Source organism: Paracoccus xiamenensis, assembly GCF_011308835.1.
Taxonomy (GTDB): domain Bacteria; phylum Pseudomonadota; class Alphaproteobacteria; order Rhodobacterales; family Rhodobacteraceae; genus Paracoccus; species Paracoccus xiamenensis.
This window is the reverse complement of the sequence record NZ_JAAOHY010000003.1, coordinates 122,427-138,680: the sequence shown is the minus strand read 5'-3', so window position 1 is coordinate 138,680 and position 16,254 is coordinate 122,427. Positions and strand designations below refer to the sequence as shown.

At 66.1% G+C, this 16,254-nt stretch carries 15 protein-coding genes; 7 read left to right on the top strand and 8 right to left on the bottom strand.

The annotated features are described in order from the left end of the window. Window positions 1-29 precede the first annotated feature (29 nt). Genes G7044_RS09095 through G7044_RS09075 form a run of 5 tightly spaced genes read right to left on the bottom strand, consistent with a single transcriptional unit; the run spans window position 30 to window position 5,179 of the window. A complete protein-coding gene (locus tag G7044_RS09095; protein WP_166328141.1) occupies window positions 30-953 on the bottom strand; it encodes an ROK family protein in 924 nt (307 codons plus the stop codon). After that, window positions 950-2,086, bottom strand: a complete 1,137-nt coding sequence (gene nagA, locus G7044_RS09090; protein ID WP_166328139.1) for an N-acetylglucosamine-6-phosphate deacetylase — start codon at window positions 2,084-2,086, stop codon at window positions 950-952. Before nagA ends, G7044_RS09095 begins: the two co-directional genes overlap by 4 nt. A gap of 8 nt (window positions 2,087-2,094) precedes the next feature. Then, window positions 2,095-3,186 (bottom strand): D-TA family PLP-dependent enzyme, encoded by a 1,092-nt coding sequence (locus G7044_RS09085; RefSeq protein ID WP_166328137.1) that lies wholly within the window; start codon window positions 3,184-3,186, stop codon window positions 2,095-2,097. Continuing rightward, window positions 3,183-4,670 (bottom strand): M81 family metallopeptidase, encoded by a 1,488-nt coding sequence (locus G7044_RS09080; RefSeq protein WP_166328135.1) that lies wholly within the window; start codon window positions 4,668-4,670, stop codon window positions 3,183-3,185. Before G7044_RS09080 ends, G7044_RS09085 begins: the two co-directional genes overlap by 4 nt. Window positions 4,671-4,672: 2 nt before the next feature. Continuing rightward, entirely contained in the window at window positions 4,673-5,179 is a 507-nt protein-coding gene (locus G7044_RS09075) for a hypothetical protein (protein WP_166328133.1), read from the bottom strand. A gap of 159 nt (window positions 5,180-5,338) precedes the next feature. Here G7044_RS09075 and G7044_RS09070 point away from each other — a divergent pair, with 159 nt between their 5' ends. From G7044_RS09070 to G7044_RS09045, 6 genes are all read left to right on the top strand, one after another. Continuing rightward, window positions 5,339-6,253, top strand: coding sequence for a MurR/RpiR family transcriptional regulator (locus G7044_RS09070; RefSeq protein ID WP_235931229.1), 915 nt, complete (start codon window positions 5,339-5,341; stop codon window positions 6,251-6,253). A gap of 69 nt (window positions 6,254-6,322) precedes the next feature. After that, complete coding sequence (locus G7044_RS09065; RefSeq protein WP_166328131.1) at window positions 6,323-7,093, top strand: SDR family oxidoreductase; 771 nt, start codon at window positions 6,323-6,325, stop codon at window positions 7,091-7,093. A 9-nt stretch (window positions 7,094-7,102) separates the two neighbouring features. Beyond that, on the top strand, window positions 7,103-9,007 hold the full coding sequence (locus tag G7044_RS09060; protein ID WP_166328129.1) for a beta-N-acetylhexosaminidase: 1,905 nt from the start codon (window positions 7,103-7,105) through the stop codon (window positions 9,005-9,007). 12 nt (window positions 9,008-9,019) lie between these two features. Beyond that, the gene (locus G7044_RS09055) at window positions 9,020-10,453 is read left to right on the top strand and encodes a M81 family metallopeptidase (protein WP_166328127.1); all 1,434 of its coding nucleotides are present in this window, start codon (window positions 9,020-9,022) and stop codon (window positions 10,451-10,453) included. Window positions 10,454-10,457: 4 nt separating this feature from the next. After that, window positions 10,458-11,738: an MFS transporter gene (locus tag G7044_RS09050; RefSeq protein WP_166328125.1), complete on the top strand. Its 1,281-nt coding sequence runs from the start codon at window positions 10,458-10,460 to the stop codon at window positions 11,736-11,738. Then, window positions 11,735-12,481 carry a copper homeostasis protein CutC gene (locus tag G7044_RS09045; RefSeq protein WP_166328123.1) on the top strand — a complete coding sequence of 249 codons (747 nt, stop codon included), beginning with the start codon at window positions 11,735-11,737 and terminating at the stop codon, window positions 12,479-12,481. Before G7044_RS09050 ends, G7044_RS09045 begins: the two co-directional genes overlap by 4 nt. Here G7044_RS09045 and nagB read toward each other — a convergent pair. Next, window positions 12,451-13,230 (bottom strand): glucosamine-6-phosphate deaminase, encoded by a 780-nt coding sequence (gene nagB / locus G7044_RS09040; protein ID WP_166328121.1) that lies wholly within the window; start codon window positions 13,228-13,230, stop codon window positions 12,451-12,453. The genes G7044_RS09045 and nagB overlap by 31 nt on opposite strands. Beyond that, window positions 13,227-13,619: a RidA family protein gene (locus tag G7044_RS09035; protein ID WP_166328119.1), complete on the bottom strand. Its 393-nt coding sequence runs from the start codon at window positions 13,617-13,619 to the stop codon at window positions 13,227-13,229. Before G7044_RS09035 ends, nagB begins: the two co-directional genes overlap by 4 nt. A gap of 214 nt (window positions 13,620-13,833) precedes the next feature. On the opposite strand from G7044_RS09035, the gene dgt reads away from it, so the two are divergent. Further along, entirely contained in the window at window positions 13,834-15,174 is a 1,341-nt protein-coding gene (dgt, locus tag G7044_RS09030) for a dGTP triphosphohydrolase (RefSeq protein ID WP_166328117.1), read from the top strand. A gap of 21 nt (window positions 15,175-15,195) precedes the next feature. Here dgt and G7044_RS09025 read toward each other — a convergent pair whose 3' ends face one another. Next, window positions 15,196-16,215, bottom strand: coding sequence for a LacI family DNA-binding transcriptional regulator (locus tag G7044_RS09025; RefSeq protein ID WP_166328115.1), 1,020 nt, complete (start codon window positions 16,213-16,215; stop codon window positions 15,196-15,198). Between the last annotated feature and the right edge of the window lie 39 nt (window positions 16,216-16,254).

Sequence of the window (16,254 nt, the reverse complement as noted above, 5' to 3'; positions counted from 1 at the left end):
ATTAATTTTCATATCCGAGGTGCTTGCCGTCACTCGGCGGGCTCTGCGGCGCTGCGGGACAGCCCCAGAACGGCTGCGCCGACCAGTCCGGGCTCGATCCGGCACTGCGCCGGAACCAGTAGCGGGCGGTCGATTCGGCGCAAGGTCTGCGCGCGCACGGCCTGATCCAGCGCGGCGACCAGCCCGGTCGCGTTTGACAGGCCGCCCCCGACCGGCATGGCGCCAGCGCCCAACAGGTTCTGAACCATGGCAAGGGGGCCGGCCAGCAGTTCGATCCAGATCGCAATGGTGCGCGCCGCGGGCGCATCTCCGGCCTGCCAACCCGCGATGATGGCGTGGGTGTCGCGGCTCTCGGCAGGGTGCAGGTGGCTGTGCAGCATTTCCAGCCCACGGGCGCCGCATACGGCATCAAGACAGCCGGTGATACCGCAGCCGCAGGGAAAGGCGGGCAGGGTGATCTCGGGGTTGCCCAGCACGCGTTGGGCGACCGGGCCGTGGCCCCATTCGCCAGAAAGCCCTGCGAGATTCAGCAATTGGCCGCGCACCACCACGCCGCCGCCGATGCCGGTGCCAAGGATCACGCCCATGACGACCTCATGCCCGCGCCCGGCCCCGACTGTGGCCTCTGCCAGGGCAAAGCAATCGGCGTCATTGGCCAGATCGACCGGCAGGCCAAGCGCTTGTTCCAGATCGGCGTGCAGCTTTCGTCCGTTGAGGCAGGGGATATTGGCCACCCGCGCGGCGCCGGTGTCAGGATCGACCACCCCCGCGATAGAGATGGCAACCCGTTCAGGCAAAACCGGCGCGGCGGCGATGGCGTCGTTCAGCACCCTGATGAATGCGTCGAAGTCGGTTCCCGGCGTCGGCACCCGGTCCTGCGGGCGAACGTCGTCGGGGCTATAGGCATAGGCGGATTTGATGGCGCTGCCGCCAATGTCGAAACACAGGATCATGCGGCGGCAACCTGCCTGCCGCCGATCCAGGTCGCGGCGGCGGTGATCTCTGGCGTCAGTGCCACGAAATCGGCGCGAGCCCCGGGGGCGAGGTGCCCGATGTCACCGGCGCCCACCGCCTGGGCGGGGAACAGCGCCGCCAGTTGCAATGCGTCTTCCAGCGGCAGGCCGAGGCTCAGGTGGATGTGGCGGAGCGCGTCGATCAGCGCGATATCCGCCCCGGCAAGCGTCCCGTCGGCCAGCGTCAGCCGCCCGTCGCGGCGGAAGATCTGCCGTCCGTTCAGCTGAAATCCGGGCAGGTCGGTGCCGATCGTCGACATCGCGTCCGAGACCAGGAACATCCGGCCGGGTCCGGCCTTGGCGCGCAGCGCGATGCGCAGCGCCGCGTCGTCGACATGGATGCCATCGGCGATCAGCCCGGCCCAGACGCGCCCATCATCCAGCGCCGCACCGGTCAGGCCGGGGGCGCGATGGGTCAGCGGGCTCATGGCGTTGAACAGATGCGTGGCCATGCGCGCGCCGGCGTCAAAGCTCGCCCGCGCCTGTTCATGGCTGCAATCGCTGTGGCCGAGGCTGACGACCGCACCGGCCGCAGCCAGCGCGGCGATCTGGTCGGTGGTGGCCGCCTCAGGGGCGAGCGTGCAGATCAGATGGGGAAGGGCGCGCGCGGCCTCGATCAGGGTGATCAGGTCGTCTTCGCTCATGGGCCGGATCAGTGCCGGTTCGTGGGTGCCCTTGCGGCGGAGGTCGAAATGCGGGCCTTCAAGATGCAGGCCCAGCAGGCCGGGCTGGCCTGCGGCCTCGCGCGCGGCCGCGATGGCGCTGCGCGTCACTTCGGGCTGGTCGGTGATCAGCGTGACCATGGTCGCGGTGGTGCCGAACCCGGCATGGGCGGCGCAAATCCGGGCGATGCCTTCCGGCGTCGGAGCGTCGTTCAGCATGGTGCCGCCGCCGCCGTTCACCTGCAGGTCAACGAGCCCCGGCACGATCCAGCCGGGCGCGCGTGGTGCATCCGGCGCGGCGGCTGCGGGGGTGATGTCCGTGACGCGGCCCGCGTCCAGATGCAGGGCTGCGTCCTCGTGCCAGCGATGGCCGTCGAAAATCCGCTCGGCGCGGATGATGGAAAGCGTCATGCCGGGCCTCACCAGACGGTGCCGCGGGCCAGCAGCGGCTCGACCCGGGTGACCACGCCGCCGCGGTGAAATACCATGCGGTCGAACAGGTTTGAGACGACACAGGTGTGGTTCGGGATCACCCGCACCTGCTGGCCGATCTGTGGCAGCGTGCCGGTGCAGTCCGACAGATCGACCACAGCATGTTCTTCGGACAGAGAGACGATGCGGGCGCCGGGCAGCCCCTCGATTTCGCCAAATTCGGCAAAACCCAGCAGGTCCGAGGTCAGCGCTTTCGACCCTGCATCCAGCACCGCGCGGGTGGGCGTCGGGCGGGCGACGACCGTGGCCAGTACATGCATGGCCAGATCATCCGTGCCGCATTCGCCGGCACGCGCCATCGAACGATCATTATAGACATAGGTGCCGGCACGATGTTCCGTGGCCGAGGGCACCAGATGCGCCTTCCACAGATCTGGGCTGCCCCCGTTCGACCGAACCGGGCAGGCAATGCCCTGCGCGTCCAGCAGGGCCATCGCCTCGGCCAGGAAGGCCTCGACCGCCTGCGCGCCCCCCACTGCCGGATAGGTCAGCAGGCCTTGAAAGCGCATACCGGGCTGGGCGACGATCATGGCCGCCAGATCGGCTGCCGCCTGCGGGGTCTGGACGCCGACCCGACCGCCGCCGGTATCGCATTCGATCATCACCGCCAGCGGTTTGGCGGTCGAGGAAAAGGCTTCGGCATAGCCCTCGACCGTGAACGCGCTGTCTGCACAGACGGTCAGCCGCGCCACCCGGTCGTTCAACGCCCGCAGGCCCGCCAGCCGCGCCGGGCCGAGGATGTTATAGGTGATCAGGATGTCATCGAAACCGGCATCGGCGAAGGCCTCTGCCTCGGTCAATTTCTGGCAGTTGATCCCGACCGCGCCCGCATCCAGCTGCACCTGCGCGACCGAAGCGAGCTTGTGGGTCTTGATATGCGGGCGGAAGGACAGGCCGTGTTCGGCCATGTAGGTCTGAGCACGGGCGATATTTGCGGCCAGCCGGTCCTCGTCAATGACCGGCATGGGGGTCGGGACCTCGGAAAGGGGGGTGCCGGGGGCAGGCCAGGGAAAGGTCATGTCGCGTCTCCGAAAGGGTTCTGGCTGCGCGGCCAGATGTCCTTGCGCACCAGCCGGTAGGGCGTGGTGGCGGGATCGTTGGGATAGGGGCGGCCGGCCGAGCAATAGATGATCTCGGTCGCGATGGGCTGGAATGCGGCGTAGAAATGGTTGGTCGACTTGATGACCAGAATGCGGCGGGCCAGCGGGTCGATCCCAAGCGCGGTGAACAGCGAGGGGTCATAGCTTTGCGCCCGGACGGTGTTCAGGATCACCTCGATCCCGGTTTCGGCGCCGGTTTCGGTCAGGATGGCGATGCGTACGGCGGGGCCGAAGGGCACGAGGCTGTCACCAAAGCGCATCTCTGCCGAGGGGTTCACCCGCTGCACGCGGACAAGCGCATCAACCGGTGCGCCAGTATGGGGCGCGGATTTTGCGCCGAAGCGAAGCGGCATTTCAGCGCCTTCGCCGGCGGCCATGCACAATTGAACGGCGATTGGATCCCAGATGGTGCCGATGGCCACACTGGTCGCACCCCGCGCCAGCAACTCGTGCAGCACCACCGTCGCATCGCCCGCCGTGCCGCCGCCGGGATTGTCCCACATATCGGCAATTACCACCGGCCCGGCAGGCGCCGCCATGGCCTGCGCCACGGCCGCCTGTTCGTCCAGAACCGGCATCAGGTGGCGTCCACGATTGGCGTAAAGCCGTTGGCCCAGATCCGCCGCCAGTTCCGCCCCGAGAGCCGCATCGCCATCGGTCACGGCGATTGTCTTCGTGCCCATTTCCGGCACGTCGCCGGCCATGAAGCCATGGATGGCCGACAGCGATAGAATGCGCGGATCGGCCTGTTCCAGTTCGATCATGTGGTTGACAAAGCTGCGCATCGGTTCACGAGAGGTCGGGAAGACGTCGATCATCCGGCAATCATAAACCGACATCACCGGGCGTACACGCCCTTCCAGCGTGTCGACGGCGATGCGCCACAGATCCTCGGCCCGGTCGACGAAGTCGGTATGCGGAAACTCCTTGAAGACGACGAAGAAATCCGCCGCTTCGACCCGCTTCGCGGTCAGGTGGCTGTGCGGGTCGAGTTCGGCGCAAAGCAGGATGTCGGGGCCGACGATCTCGCGAATGCGGGTCAGCATGTCGCCTTCGGGGTCGAGATAGCCCTGCGCCACCATCGCACCATGCAGGCCCAGTACCACCGCATTGACCGGCATGGCGGCGCGCAGCTGATCCAGGATCTCGTCGCGCAGGCCTTCGTAGGCGCCGCGCGACACCAGCCCGGCCGGGTCGGCCCAGGCGGCTGTGCCCTCGATCAGTTCCCAGCCCTTTTCGGCGCAGACCTTGCGCCCTACAGTGATCGGCGCGGTGCAGAGCGTGGGCGTTTCAGGGTGATGGCCCGGCGGGGCGTAAAGCGAATCCTCGAAGCCGCGCCGGTCGATGACGATGGGCGAGAAGGTGTTGGTCTCGGTCGCCAGGGCGGCGGTGAAGATACGCATCGTCATTCCGTGCGGTAGGGCAGATAGCCGACAAAGCCGGCGATTTTCCACCGCCCGTCCTCGCGCCGGCAGATATACAGGGTCTGCCAGTTCATCCGTTCGAAACTGCCGTCGGATTTTGCCAATTGGCCGTCGAACTTCTTGCGCACCATGGCGGCGTCGCCGTCGATTTCGATTTCCTCCAGCCGGGTGGCGGCGAATATCCCGTCGCGCGGATCGCCGGCAAAGGCGCCGGCGTCGCGTTCGGCCACGAAGTCCTGCGCCTGACGTAGCCATTCGCGGCGGTATGCGTCCAGCGTCGGGAAAGCCAGCGTATAGCCCTGCGGATCGGGCTGGAAATTGCCGCTGATTCCGGTGAAGTTCGCGGTGACGAAATCCCCGGCTACGGCGTCCCAGTCGGCGCTGACAAAGGCGTCGATGTCGCGCGGCACCAGCATCTGCCAGATCGCGCGCCGATCTGTATCGGTCGGCGGGAACGGGTTCTTGAATGGGTCACGATCACTGGGCATCGGGTACCTTCGTGAAAATTTTTTCAGTCATGTTGCGAAAGTTCTGGAATATTCGCGATGAATCCGGCTTGATGTCAAGCGTAGACGAAAATAAATTTCTGTCGATTGGCGCTTCGGCTGATTGGCCACCGTCACCGCGATGACAAGGGGGAGGTCCGCATGAGCGAGAGACCGGACGTTACGGGGGACACACCGGCCGCGATGGGCCCGCCGGACCTGATCGCGGCGCTCAGCGACGAATCGGGGCTGGTATCGGCGCTGGAACGCAAATTGGCGGCCTCGATCCTGGAAGATGTAAGCTTCGCCACCAATGCCTCGATCACCGAAATCGCCGCCCGGGCCGGCGTGTCGCCGCCAACGGTGACGCGGTTCTGCCGCCGGCTGGGCTGCGCCTCGTTTTCGGATTTCAAGGTGCAGCTGGCCAAAAGTGCTTATGTCGGCCTGCGCTACCTGCGGCCGGAATCGGTCACCTCGACTCCGGCGGAAGTGGCCGAGGATATCGTGACCAAGGCGCAGAACGCCCTGTTCGAGATGCATCGCGGCCTGGACCTTCAGGCGCTGTCGAAAGCAGCCGGACTGCTGGTGCATGCGCCGATGATCTATGCCTTCGGGGCCGGTGGCAATTCGACGATGATCGTGAACGAGCTGCATAACAGGCTGTTTCGACTGGGCTGCCGGATCACCGCCTCGAACGATCACGGCATGAACCTGATGCTGGCCGCGGCGGCAGAGCAGGGGGCGGTGGTATTCGGATCGTCCCTGACCGGTCGCAACATGGAACTGGTGCGCTGCTTTTCGCTGCTGCGCGAGCGTGGCGTAACCACCATCGCGCTGACTCAGCGCGGTTCCCCCGTGGCCGAGGCCGCCGATGTGGTGATCGGTGTCAACCTGCCTGAAGGGCAGAACATCTTCCGCGCCTCGTCGACGCGCTATGCCTTCCTGGCGGCGGTCGACATTCTGGCGAACCTCGTGGCCTACGAGGACCGCAGCCGTTCGGCCAAGCTTCTGCGGGGGATCAAGGAACAGCTCATCCGGCATCGCGACGGCGACGATCGTCAGTTGCTGGGGGATTGATCGGGGGCCGGGGCCTCGTGGCCGCCCCGGCGCATGACAGAATTGGCCGCGGGTAAACGGGAGAAGGTCATGACGACAAGATTGGCACTGGTGACCGGTGCGGCGGGCGATATCGGGCAGGCCATTGTGCGGCGGCTGCTGCGTGATCACGATGGGGTGATGCTGGCTGACCGCGATCTGGCGGCGGCATCGGCAGTTGCGGCCGAGATCGGCCCGGCCTGCACAGCGGTGGCGGTGGACGTGACCGAGCCGGCCAGCTGCACGGCGCTGGCACAGGCGGCAGCGGCCGCAGGCGGCATCAGCACGCTGGTCAACAATGCCGGTGCGGCGGCAGGGGTCAGCCTGCAGGCGACCGATCCGGCCAGCTGGCAGGCCGACCGGGCGCTGAACCTCGACGCGGCCTATTATGTCTTCTCGGCGCTGGCGGATCAGCTGGCGGAAAACCGTGGATCGGTGGTCAATATCGTGTCGGTCAACGGCATGGGGGTGTTCGGCCATCCCGCCTATTCGGCGGCCAAGGCCGGGATGATCCACCTGACGCGGATGATCGCAGTCGAATATGGCGGCAAGGGCATCCGCGCCAATGCGGTCGCCCCCGGCACCGTCCGCACCCGCGCCTGGGAATCGCGCGCTGCCGCCAATCCCGCCGTCTTCGATCAGGCCGCCGAACATTATGCGCTTGGCCGCATCGTGGCCCCTGAAGACGTGGCCGAGGCAGTGGGCTTTCTGGCCTCACCGCTGGCAGCAGCAATCACCGGCGTGGTGCTGCCGGTTGATTGTGGGCTGACCGCCGGCATCCCTGCGCTGGCGCGCACCTTCAGCCAATCCGACGATTATTGAGAGCCTGCAATGACCCTGTTTCTGGAAAATGCCTGGGGCCCACTCCCCGAGCCCGATGGCCGCTGGACCGTCACCCTCATCAACCTGTCCGAGGAAGAACTGGCGGATTTCACCCTGTCGCTGACCACGATCACCCGGATCATGCCAGAGCACCGGCTGGACGGCGCGCGGCTGGTCCGCCGGGTCGCGAACTTCCATGAATTCGCCCCGCCCGAGGGGCTGCGCCTGGCCCCCGGCGCGCGCTGGCGCTTTCAGGCAGAGGGGCTGAACCGTTCACCCTTCCACCGCAATGATGCGGCCAAGACCGCCTGGGTGACGCTGAAAACCGGCCAGCACCTGCCGGTGCAGGTGGGCGATCTGGTCCACGGCGCCGATGTGCCAGTCCTGCCGCCGCCGCGCCTGCCCGAAGGTCGCCTGACATTGCCTTTTGCCGCGATCCCCTGGCCCAATGCGATCGACGGCCAGCCCGGACCGGCGCCGGTGCTGATCCATGCCGGGGATGCCTCGCGCGCAGATCAACGGTTGATGCTGTCGGTCGATGCGCTGCATGCCCGCCTGTTCCCTGCATCGCGAAAACTGTTTCAGATCAGCCCCGCACCCGGCAGCCGGGAACTGACCTTTGCCGAGGATGCCAGCATTCCGGCCGAAGGCTACCGCCTCGATTTCGCGCCCGACCGCATCACTCTCACCGCCAGCGCCGAGGCCGGTCGGCGGTTCGGGCTGATCACGCTGGCGCAGATGCTGCACGGCGCCTTCCACGACCATGAGCTGCGCTTCCCCGAAACCGGCCGCATCGAGGACGCGCCGCGTTACGGCTGGCGCGGCAGCCATCTGGATTGCTCGCGCCATTTCTGGACCTTCGATCAGGTGCTGCGGGTGGTCGACCTCCTCGCCTGGTATAAGATGAACGTCTTCCACTGGCACCTGACCGATGACGAGGGCTGGCGCGCCCAGATCCGCGCCTATCCGGAACTGACCGATGCCGGCGCCACGCGTGGTTACGCCCGGCCCGGCATGTTGCCCCAGCTTGGCGACGGGCCAGAGGATCGCGGCGGCTTCTATACTCAGGATCAGATGCGCGCGGTCGTCGCCCGCGCCGACGCCCTGGGCATCGAGGTCATGCCCGAGATCGAGACCCCCGGCCATGCCGCCTGCGTGCTGGCCGCGCTGCCCTTCCTGGTCGATCCCGACGAAACGCCGGACAGCTATCAGCCGGTCCAGGGCTATCCCAACAATTCGTGGAATCCTGGCATCCCTGAGACCTTCGAGGTGCTGGAAACCATCATCGGCGAGTTGGTCGAAATCTTCCCTTCAAAGCATTTCCATATCGGCGGCGACGAGGTGGCGAAAAACGCCTGGCTGGAATCGCCCCGCGCCCGCGTCCTGATGCAGCGTGAGGGGCTGGCCGGCACGTTCGAGCTGCAAAGCTGGTTTGCCCGCCGGATCAAGCAGATCCTCAACCGGCACGGCAAGGTGCTGGTCGGCTGGAACGAACTGGCCCATGGCGGCGGGGTCGAACCTGAAAACACCCTGCTGATGGCATGGGAAAACCCCGAGGTCGGGATCGAGTTGGCGCGGATGGGCTATGACGTGGTGATGACGCCCGGTCAGGCTTATTACATGGATATGGTGCAGGGTCCTGACTGGCTGGAAAACGGCGCCGGCTGGGCCGGGCCAGTGCCGCCGGAACAGACCTATGGGTACGAGGCCGAGGGCGACTTCCCCGAAGATCTGCGCGACCAGATGCGTGGTATCCAATCCTGCATCTGGTGCGAACATTTCACCACCGTGGATTGGTTCAACGATATGGTCTTCCCGCGCCTGCCGGCCGTGGCCGAAGCGGCCTGGACGCAAAAAGCCGGCAAGGACTGGCTGCGCTTTGCGGCACAAGTTCGGCAGCACCCCAAACTGTAAAGGACGCCACAGATGCGTATTGCCGTGGGCGGGATCCACACCGAATGCTCGACCTATTCGCCGGCGCTTATGGAGGTGGATGATTTCCGCGTTCTGCGCGGTGCGGATCTGGTGGCGCATGATTACTTTGCCTTCTTGCATCGGCATCAGGCCCAGGTACTGCCGCTGCTGCATGCGCGCGCGGTTCCGGGCGGGCCGGTCTCGAACGCGGCCTATCAGGCGCTGAAGGCGGAGTTTCTGCAACGGTTGGTCGCCGCGCTGCCGGTCGACGGGATCTATCTGGCCATGCACGGGGCGATGAAGGTCGAAGGCATGTGGGACGCAGAGGCCGACTGGATCGGCGCCGTTCGCGCGCTTGTCGGGCCGGACCTGCCGATCGCGGTCAGCTATGACCTGCACGGCAATGTCTCGCAGAATGTGGTCGACGCCATCGACATCTTCGCCGCCTATCGCACCGCCCCTCATATCGACGTGGCGGAGACGATGGAGTCCGCATTTGCCATGCTGATCCGAGCGCTGGAAACCGGGGCGCGGCCCGGTGTCGTCCGTGTGCCGGTGCCGCTGCTGCTGCCGGGCGAGAAATCCTCGACCGAGGATGAGCCCGCCCGCAGTCTCTATGCCGCCCTGCCGGGGTTGGAAGGGTCGGGCATCTGGCGCACGGATCTAATGATCGGCTATGTCTGGGCGGACGAGCCGCGCGCCACCGCCTGCGCCATCGTGACCGGCACAGATCTGCAGGCAACAGGCGAGGCCGCGCTGCGCATCGCCAGCGATTTCTGGGATGCGCGTCACCGCTTTGCCTTTGGCCCCGTCACCGGCCCGCTGGACCGGATGCTGGATTTGGCGGCGGTGGCGGAGACGCAGCCCGTCATTCTCGCCGACAGCGGCGACAATCCGACAGGCGGCGGTGTGGGTGACCGCGCCGATGTACTTGCGGCGCTGATCGCGCGGGACTGGCAGGATGCCATTCTGGCCGGTATCGCTGACGCCCCTGCGACCGAGGCGTGCTTTGCCGCGGGCGAGGGGGCCGAACTGGACCTGACCATCGGCGCCAGCCTCGATCCTTCCAGCGCGGTATTGCCGGTGCGGGCGCGGGTCGTGCGGTTGGATGCGGGCGAGGCACCGGCGGAGCGTCAGGCGGTTATCCAGATCGGCGGCATCCGCGCCGTGCTGGCCGCGCGCCGCCGCCCCTATCACAATATCGCCGATTTCACCCGGCTGGGCCTTGATCCGCAACGGGCCGGGCTGGTGGTGGTGAAATCCGGCTATCTGTCGCCGGAACTTGCCCCCATCGCCAACCCGAACCTGATGGCGCTGACCGATGGGGCGGTCAATCAGGACATTTCCCGGCTGGAAAACCTGCACCGCCCCGCCGGCACCTGGCCATTCGATCCGCGCGACGCCTTCACCCCCGAGGCGCGGGCCTCGATCCGTTTCCGGGGCTAGGCAGATGCGCTTGTGGCTGGACATCCTGCGCCGTCACCGGGTGGTACGCGCCTCGGCGGCGGCAATTTTTCTTTATGGTGTGGCCGGGGCCGCGACCTCGCCCTATCAATCGGTCATTGGTATCCGCGAGCTTGGGCTGAGCAACAATGCCTATGCCGCCATCGCGCTTGCCGCATCCATCGCCAATGTCATCATGGCCATCGCCATCGGGGCACTGTCCGACCGCTTTCGCAGCTATCGCAAGCCGCTGATTTTCGTCGCCAGCTTCGGCATCATCGGTTACGGCGCGATCTGGTCGGCACCCTCGGCGCTGGTTTTCGCGCTGGCGACAGTGGGGCCGCTGGCGTTGTTCCACGCCACCAATTCGATGCTGTTCGGCAATGTCCGCGCCCAGTCCGACCGCTTTGATCCCGCCGAGGCCGGCATCGTCAACGCCTTGATGCGGATGGCGATTTCGCTGTCCTGGGTGTTGGTTCCGGGGGCCGTGGGGCTGGCGTTGGCGGGGCGTGACAGCATGATCGGGGCCTATCTGATCGCCGCGCTTCTGGCCGCCGCGTGTCTGGCGACCATCGTGCTGTGGCTGGAACCCGACACGCCGCCGCCCACCGACACCCGGCTGCAACGGATCCCGCAGGGGGGCACCGGCACTGCGCAAGTGGCCCCGAGTGCGGGGCGCAGTGACCGGCCGGCGCAGTCGCGGCTGCCGGTTTCGGTTCTGGCCGACATGGCGCAGATCTTGCGGCCGCGGCTTATGGCCTCGGTTCTGGGGGTGGCGCTGATCTCGCAGGTGCTGCACGTCAACTCGACAGTGCTGCCGCTGATCACGCTGGGGCAGGCGGGCGGCACGTCGGAAGATGTCGGCATCGTCGTGGGCATGGTCGCGGCGTTAGAGGTAGTCTTTATGTTCCTGTGGACATGGTCGCTGCGCTTTCTGCACCTGACCACGGCGCTGGCGATTTCGACCACGATCTATTTGGGCTATTGCTTGGGCATCGCCTTCGCGTCCGAGCCCTGGCATGTCTATGCCGCCAGCGTTTTGGCCGGGGTGGGGGCAGCGGGGATCATCTCGATCCCGATTTCCTATCTGCTGGACTTGATCGCCGACCGGCCGGGGCTGTCGGCCTCGCTGATCGCGGTAAACATGTTTGCTGGCGGGGCTATTGGTGCCAGTATTTTCGCATTTGGGGCGGCGCTGCAGGGCTATCCTGCCGCAGCGATCCTCAGCGGGCTGGCGGGGATCACGGGCGCGTGGCTGCTGATTTTTCTTGAAAGGCGGAAGATATGAGCCGGATCCTGCTGGAAATCTGCGTCGATGATGCGGCTGGCCTGGCGGCCGCCCGTGCGGGTGGTGCCGACCGGATCGAGCTGTGCGCCGCGCTTGGCCTGGGCGGGCTGACGCCGTCGGCTGGCCTGATGGCGCTGGCGGGGGATTGCGGATTGCCGGTTCTGGCGATGATCCGACCGCGTGCCGGCGATTTCGTCTGGTCGCCCGAGGAACGCGCCGCTATGCGCGCCGAAATCGCCGCCGCCCGCGCCGCCGGTCTTGCCGGCGTCGTCATCGGCGCCTCGCTGCCGGATGGCCGGCTGGACGAGGAGGTGCTGGCTGAACAGGTTGCAGCGGCAGAGGGCATGGATGTGACCCTGCACCGCGCCATCGACCTGACCCCGGGTCCAGTTGCAGCGATGCGGGCGACTGCGCGGCTGGGGATTCGGCGTGTGCTGTCCTCGGGCGGTGCGCGCACGGCGCTGGAAGGTCTGGCGCGGCTGCGCGCCATGGCCGATGCAGCGCCAGAGGTGACCGTGATGCCGGGCGGTGGCGTTTCGGCGGCGAATGCGGCGCGCTTTGCGGCGGCGCTTCCGCTCAGCGAAATCCATGCCTCGGGTTCTGCGCCCCAGCCTGCTCCGACGCTTTCGCAGATCGCCGAGTTCGGTTTTCAGCCGCCCGGCGCGCGGGCGACCGATCAGGGCGCAGTCCGCGCCTTGCGTCAGGCGCTGGATCAGATCGGGACGTCTCGCCCGTCGGGGTGAACTTCTTCGTAGTAATCCCGCAGCGCCAGCTTGCTGGCAGCGGCGGCATCCAGCACTACTGTTGCCTTTCGATGCAGTTGCAGTGCCGATGCCGGGCAGGCGGCCGAAAGCGGCCCTTCGATCATGGCGCGGGCGGCGTCGGCCTTGCCCTCGCCATAAGCAAGCAGCAGCACCTCATCCGCGCGAAGGATCGTGCCGATGCCCATGGTGATCGCCAGCCGGGGCACTTGCGCGGGATCTTCGAAGAAGCGCGCATTCGCCTCGCGGGTGGAGCGGGTCAGCGTCTTCACCCGCGTCAGCGAGGCAAGGCTGGAGGTCGGTTCGTTGAAACCGATATGCCCATTCGCGCCCAGCCCCAGCAATTGCAGCCCGATATCGCCGGCCTCCACAATGGCGCGTTCATAGGTGGCGGCCTCGGCCTCGGGGTTAGGGGTATCGCCGCGCGGCAGCAGCGCCGCACCCGGCGCGATGTCGACATGATCGAGCAGATGTTCGCGCATGTAGTGCCAGTAAGAGGCCGGGTGATCCGGCGCCACACCGACATATTCGTCCAGGTTGAAGCTGCGGGCTTGGCCAAAGCTAACCTCGCCGCGCTTATATGCGGCGATCAGCCGGGCATAGACGGCCTCCATCGTGCCGCCTGTGGCCAATCCCAGAACCGCGTCGGGCTGCCGTTGCAGCCGGGCAGCCAGCAGCCCGGCCGTGCAGTCAAGCGCACGGGCCGGATCGGCATGAATCAGAACCTTCACAGCGGCTTCCAGGCGATGGCGTCGATCTCGACCTTGGCATCCACCATCAGCCGCGATTCCACCGTCGAGCGTGCTGGCGGGTTATCGATGAAGTGCTTCTCAAACACAGCGTTGAAGCTTGAAAAATCGCGCGGATCATCCAGCCAGCAGTTGACCTTGATCACGTCTTCCAGCCCACAGCCGGCCATTGCCAGCACAGCCTTGATATTCTCGATCACCTGTTCGGTCTGGGCGACGATGCCGCCAGCCACGACTTCGCCCCCAACTGTCGGCACCTGGCCCGAGACATGCACGTAATCCCCGGCCCGCACCGCCTTGGCGAAGGGGCGCTTCTGGCCGCCGGCCTGCGGGTCGGCGGTGTCATAGCGGATCAGGCGAGAGTCGGTCATGGGATATGTCCTTACGCAATTTATTTTCATGTTCGGTTAGATTTTAGCCTATCACAATCTGAAATGGCAAAAAATTACCAATCAGGCGTAAATAATTTTCTTCGTGGCTAAGGTGACAACCTGATAGGGGGGCTTCCATCACAGTGGGTGGTTGTTTAGCACAGGCGGGCCGCCCGCCTTTGACCGTTGCGGGCCCAATAGGCGGAGGCATGTCATGGAATGGAACCAGTTACTGTCGAACGCGCGGCTTCACGGCCCTGGCGCGGCAGGGAAACCCAGCCGGTCGAATTTCGTGCAGGATTATGACCGGGTCATCTTCTCGGCCCCGTTCCGGCGGTTGGCCAACAAGACCCAGGTCCAGCCGCTTTACGAAAACGATCATGTCCACCACCGGCTGATCCATTCGGTCGAGGTGGGCAGCGTCGGCCGCACCTTGGGGATGGAGATCGGGCAATGGCTGGTGTCCGAGGGGCATCTGGTGCGGGGTCAGGAATATGACCTTGCCGATATCGTGCAGGCCGCCTGCGCCGCCCATGACATCGGCAACCCGCCATTCGGCCATTCCGGCGAAGAGGCCATCGGCGCATGGTTCGCGGCGCGCTTTGTCCAGCCGCAGGGGTTGCTGGCCGATCTCGACCCGGTGCTGCAGCGGCAATTCGAGAAGTTCGAAGGCAACGCCCAAGGTTTCCGTATCATCGCGCGGCTGGAAATGTATCGCAATGACGGCGGCATGCGGCTGTCCAAGGCGACGCTGGGCGCCTTCACCAAATACCCGCTGACCGCGGCCACCCAGCAAGCCTTGGCGGCGGCTGGCCCGGCGCTGTTGCCCTATAAGAAGTTTGGCATCTTCAACGCTGAAGCGGCGCTTTTTGATGAGGTCGCCGCGACCCTGGGTCTTCCCCGCGAAACCTACGCGGGCGGGCACTGGTATCGTCGCCACCCGCTGGTCTTCGCGGTCGAGGCCGCCGACGATATCTGTTACCGCATTGTCGATCTGGAGGACGCCTTTACCACGGGCGAGCTGCCCTATGAGCAGGTACGCGACCTTCTGCAAGAGGTGACCGGCACCGCGCCCCGTTCGCGCGGCGACCGGACCGAGGCCGAGCATATCGAGGTGTTGCGGGCCATGGCGATCGGGGCGGCCATTCGCAGCTGCGTCGAGGTGTTCCAGCAGAACCATGCCGCGATCATGGCCGGGCACATGTCCGGCGGTCTGATCGAACGCAGCACGGTCGGGCCGATTTTCCGGCGCATCTCCGATCTGGCCGTTGACCGCATCTTCACCGCGCCGCGCAAGACCGAACTTGAGGTCTCAGGCCGCCGGGTCATCGACAATGTGATGACGGGGGTCCTGCCGGTCTATGAAGATCTGGCGCGGAAGGGCTGGGACCGTGAGCGGCTGGAACCCTATTCGAAGCAGCTTGCCCGAGCGCTTGGCCTTGATCTGCGCGACATCGGCAACGCCGAACAGGCGCTGCATGGGCTGGCCGATTTTACCTCGGGGATGACGGATCGCTATGCGCTGCGGATCTCGCGGATGCTGTCGGGGACGTGACCTGCGCCTTGGGCGTGGCGGTCAACTGGCGGGTGCGGCCGTGCTTGATCGCAGCAGCAGCTCGACCGGCAGAACCTCTTCATCCGGGCCTGTCTGGCCGTTGATCCGCGCCAGCAGCGCCGTGGCCGCGTGGCGGCCCAGGCGGTCACGGTGCTGGCGGATCGTGGTCAGCGGCGGCAGCGTATAGGCCGACATCTCGATATTGTCGAAACCTATGACCGAGATGTCCTGCGGTACCCGCAGCCCGGCCTGCGACAATCCGTTGATCAGCCCGATCGCCATTTCGTCATTGTCGCAGAAAACGGCGGTTGGGCGTTTGGCCAAAGCCAGGATCTGTGCTGCCGCGGCGCGACCCGATTGCAATGAGAAATCGCCGTTCAGCAGCACCGTCTGGTCGGGGGGCAGCCCCGCCTCGGCCAACCCCGCCAGCACGCCGTCGCGGCGGGCGCGAGTCAGGGAATTGCCTTCGGGCCCGGCCAGATGCAGGATGCGGCGATGCCCGAGTCCCGACAGATGGGTGATCGCCAGCCGGCCACCTTCGGCATTGTCGGCCAGTACACGCGGGGCCTCCAACCCTTCGATCCATTCGCAGGCCTGCACCACCGGCGGACAATTCGGCTGGCGGAACAGATCCGCGTCCAGCCCCCCGTCCAGCACGATCACCCCATCCGAACGCGAGCGGTTCAGATAGGCGCCGATCGCCTCGCGCCGGCCGATGCCACTCTGGATCGTGGTATCCAGCACCAAAAGGTTCAGCCCGTTGCCGCGCAGCACGTCGGCAATGCCGGACAGAATCACCGAGAAGAACGGATTGGCCAGCTTCGGCACCAGCGCCAGCACGCCGCCGACCTGCTGTTGACGCAGGTTCCGCGCCGCCACATTCAGCGTATAGCCGGTTTCTGCAATGGCGGCCTCGACCGCGCGCAGGGTGCTGTCGCTGACGATGGAAGGGTTCGACATCGCCCGGCTGACGGTCGCCACCGAGACCCCCGCAAGGCGCGCAACATCATGAATCCGGGGCGGTTTTGGGGGCGTCGTCACGAGGTCCTGCGCTGCTGTGCTTTTGCTTGAATCCTAGCG

Coding starts and splice junctions, on each gene's coding strand:
- G7044_RS09050 (WP_166328125.1), top strand. CDS start 10,458: ATGCGCTTGTGGCTGGACATCCTGCGCCGTCACCGGGTGGTACGCGCC.
- dgt (WP_166328117.1), top strand. CDS start 13,834: ATGGAATGGAACCAGTTACTGTCGAACGCGCGGCTTCACGGCCCTGGC.
- G7044_RS09060 (WP_166328129.1), top strand. CDS start 7,103: ATGACCCTGTTTCTGGAAAATGCCTGGGGCCCACTCCCCGAGCCCGAT.
- G7044_RS09045 (WP_166328123.1), top strand. CDS start 11,735: ATGAGCCGGATCCTGCTGGAAATCTGCGTCGATGATGCGGCTGGCCTG.
- G7044_RS09075 (WP_166328133.1), bottom strand. CDS start 5,179: ATGCCCAGTGATCGTGACCCATTCAAGAACCCGTTCCCGCCGACCGAT.
- G7044_RS09035 (WP_166328119.1), bottom strand. CDS start 13,619: ATGACCGACTCTCGCCTGATCCGCTATGACACCGCCGACCCGCAGGCC.
- G7044_RS09055 (WP_166328127.1), top strand. CDS start 9,020: ATGCGTATTGCCGTGGGCGGGATCCACACCGAATGCTCGACCTATTCG.
- G7044_RS09095 (WP_166328141.1), bottom strand. CDS start 953: ATGATCCTGTGTTTCGACATTGGCGGCAGCGCCATCAAATCCGCCTAT.
- nagA (WP_166328139.1), bottom strand. CDS start 2,086: ATGACGCTTTCCATCATCCGCGCCGAGCGGATTTTCGACGGCCATCGC.
- G7044_RS09080 (WP_166328135.1), bottom strand. CDS start 4,670: ATGCGTATCTTCACCGCCGCCCTGGCGACCGAGACCAACACCTTCTCG.
- G7044_RS09070 (WP_235931229.1), top strand. CDS start 5,339: ATGAGCGAGAGACCGGACGTTACGGGGGACACACCGGCCGCGATGGGC.
- G7044_RS09085 (WP_166328137.1), bottom strand. CDS start 3,186: ATGACCTTTCCCTGGCCTGCCCCCGGCACCCCCCTTTCCGAGGTCCCG.
- G7044_RS09065 (WP_166328131.1), top strand. CDS start 6,323: ATGACGACAAGATTGGCACTGGTGACCGGTGCGGCGGGCGATATCGGG.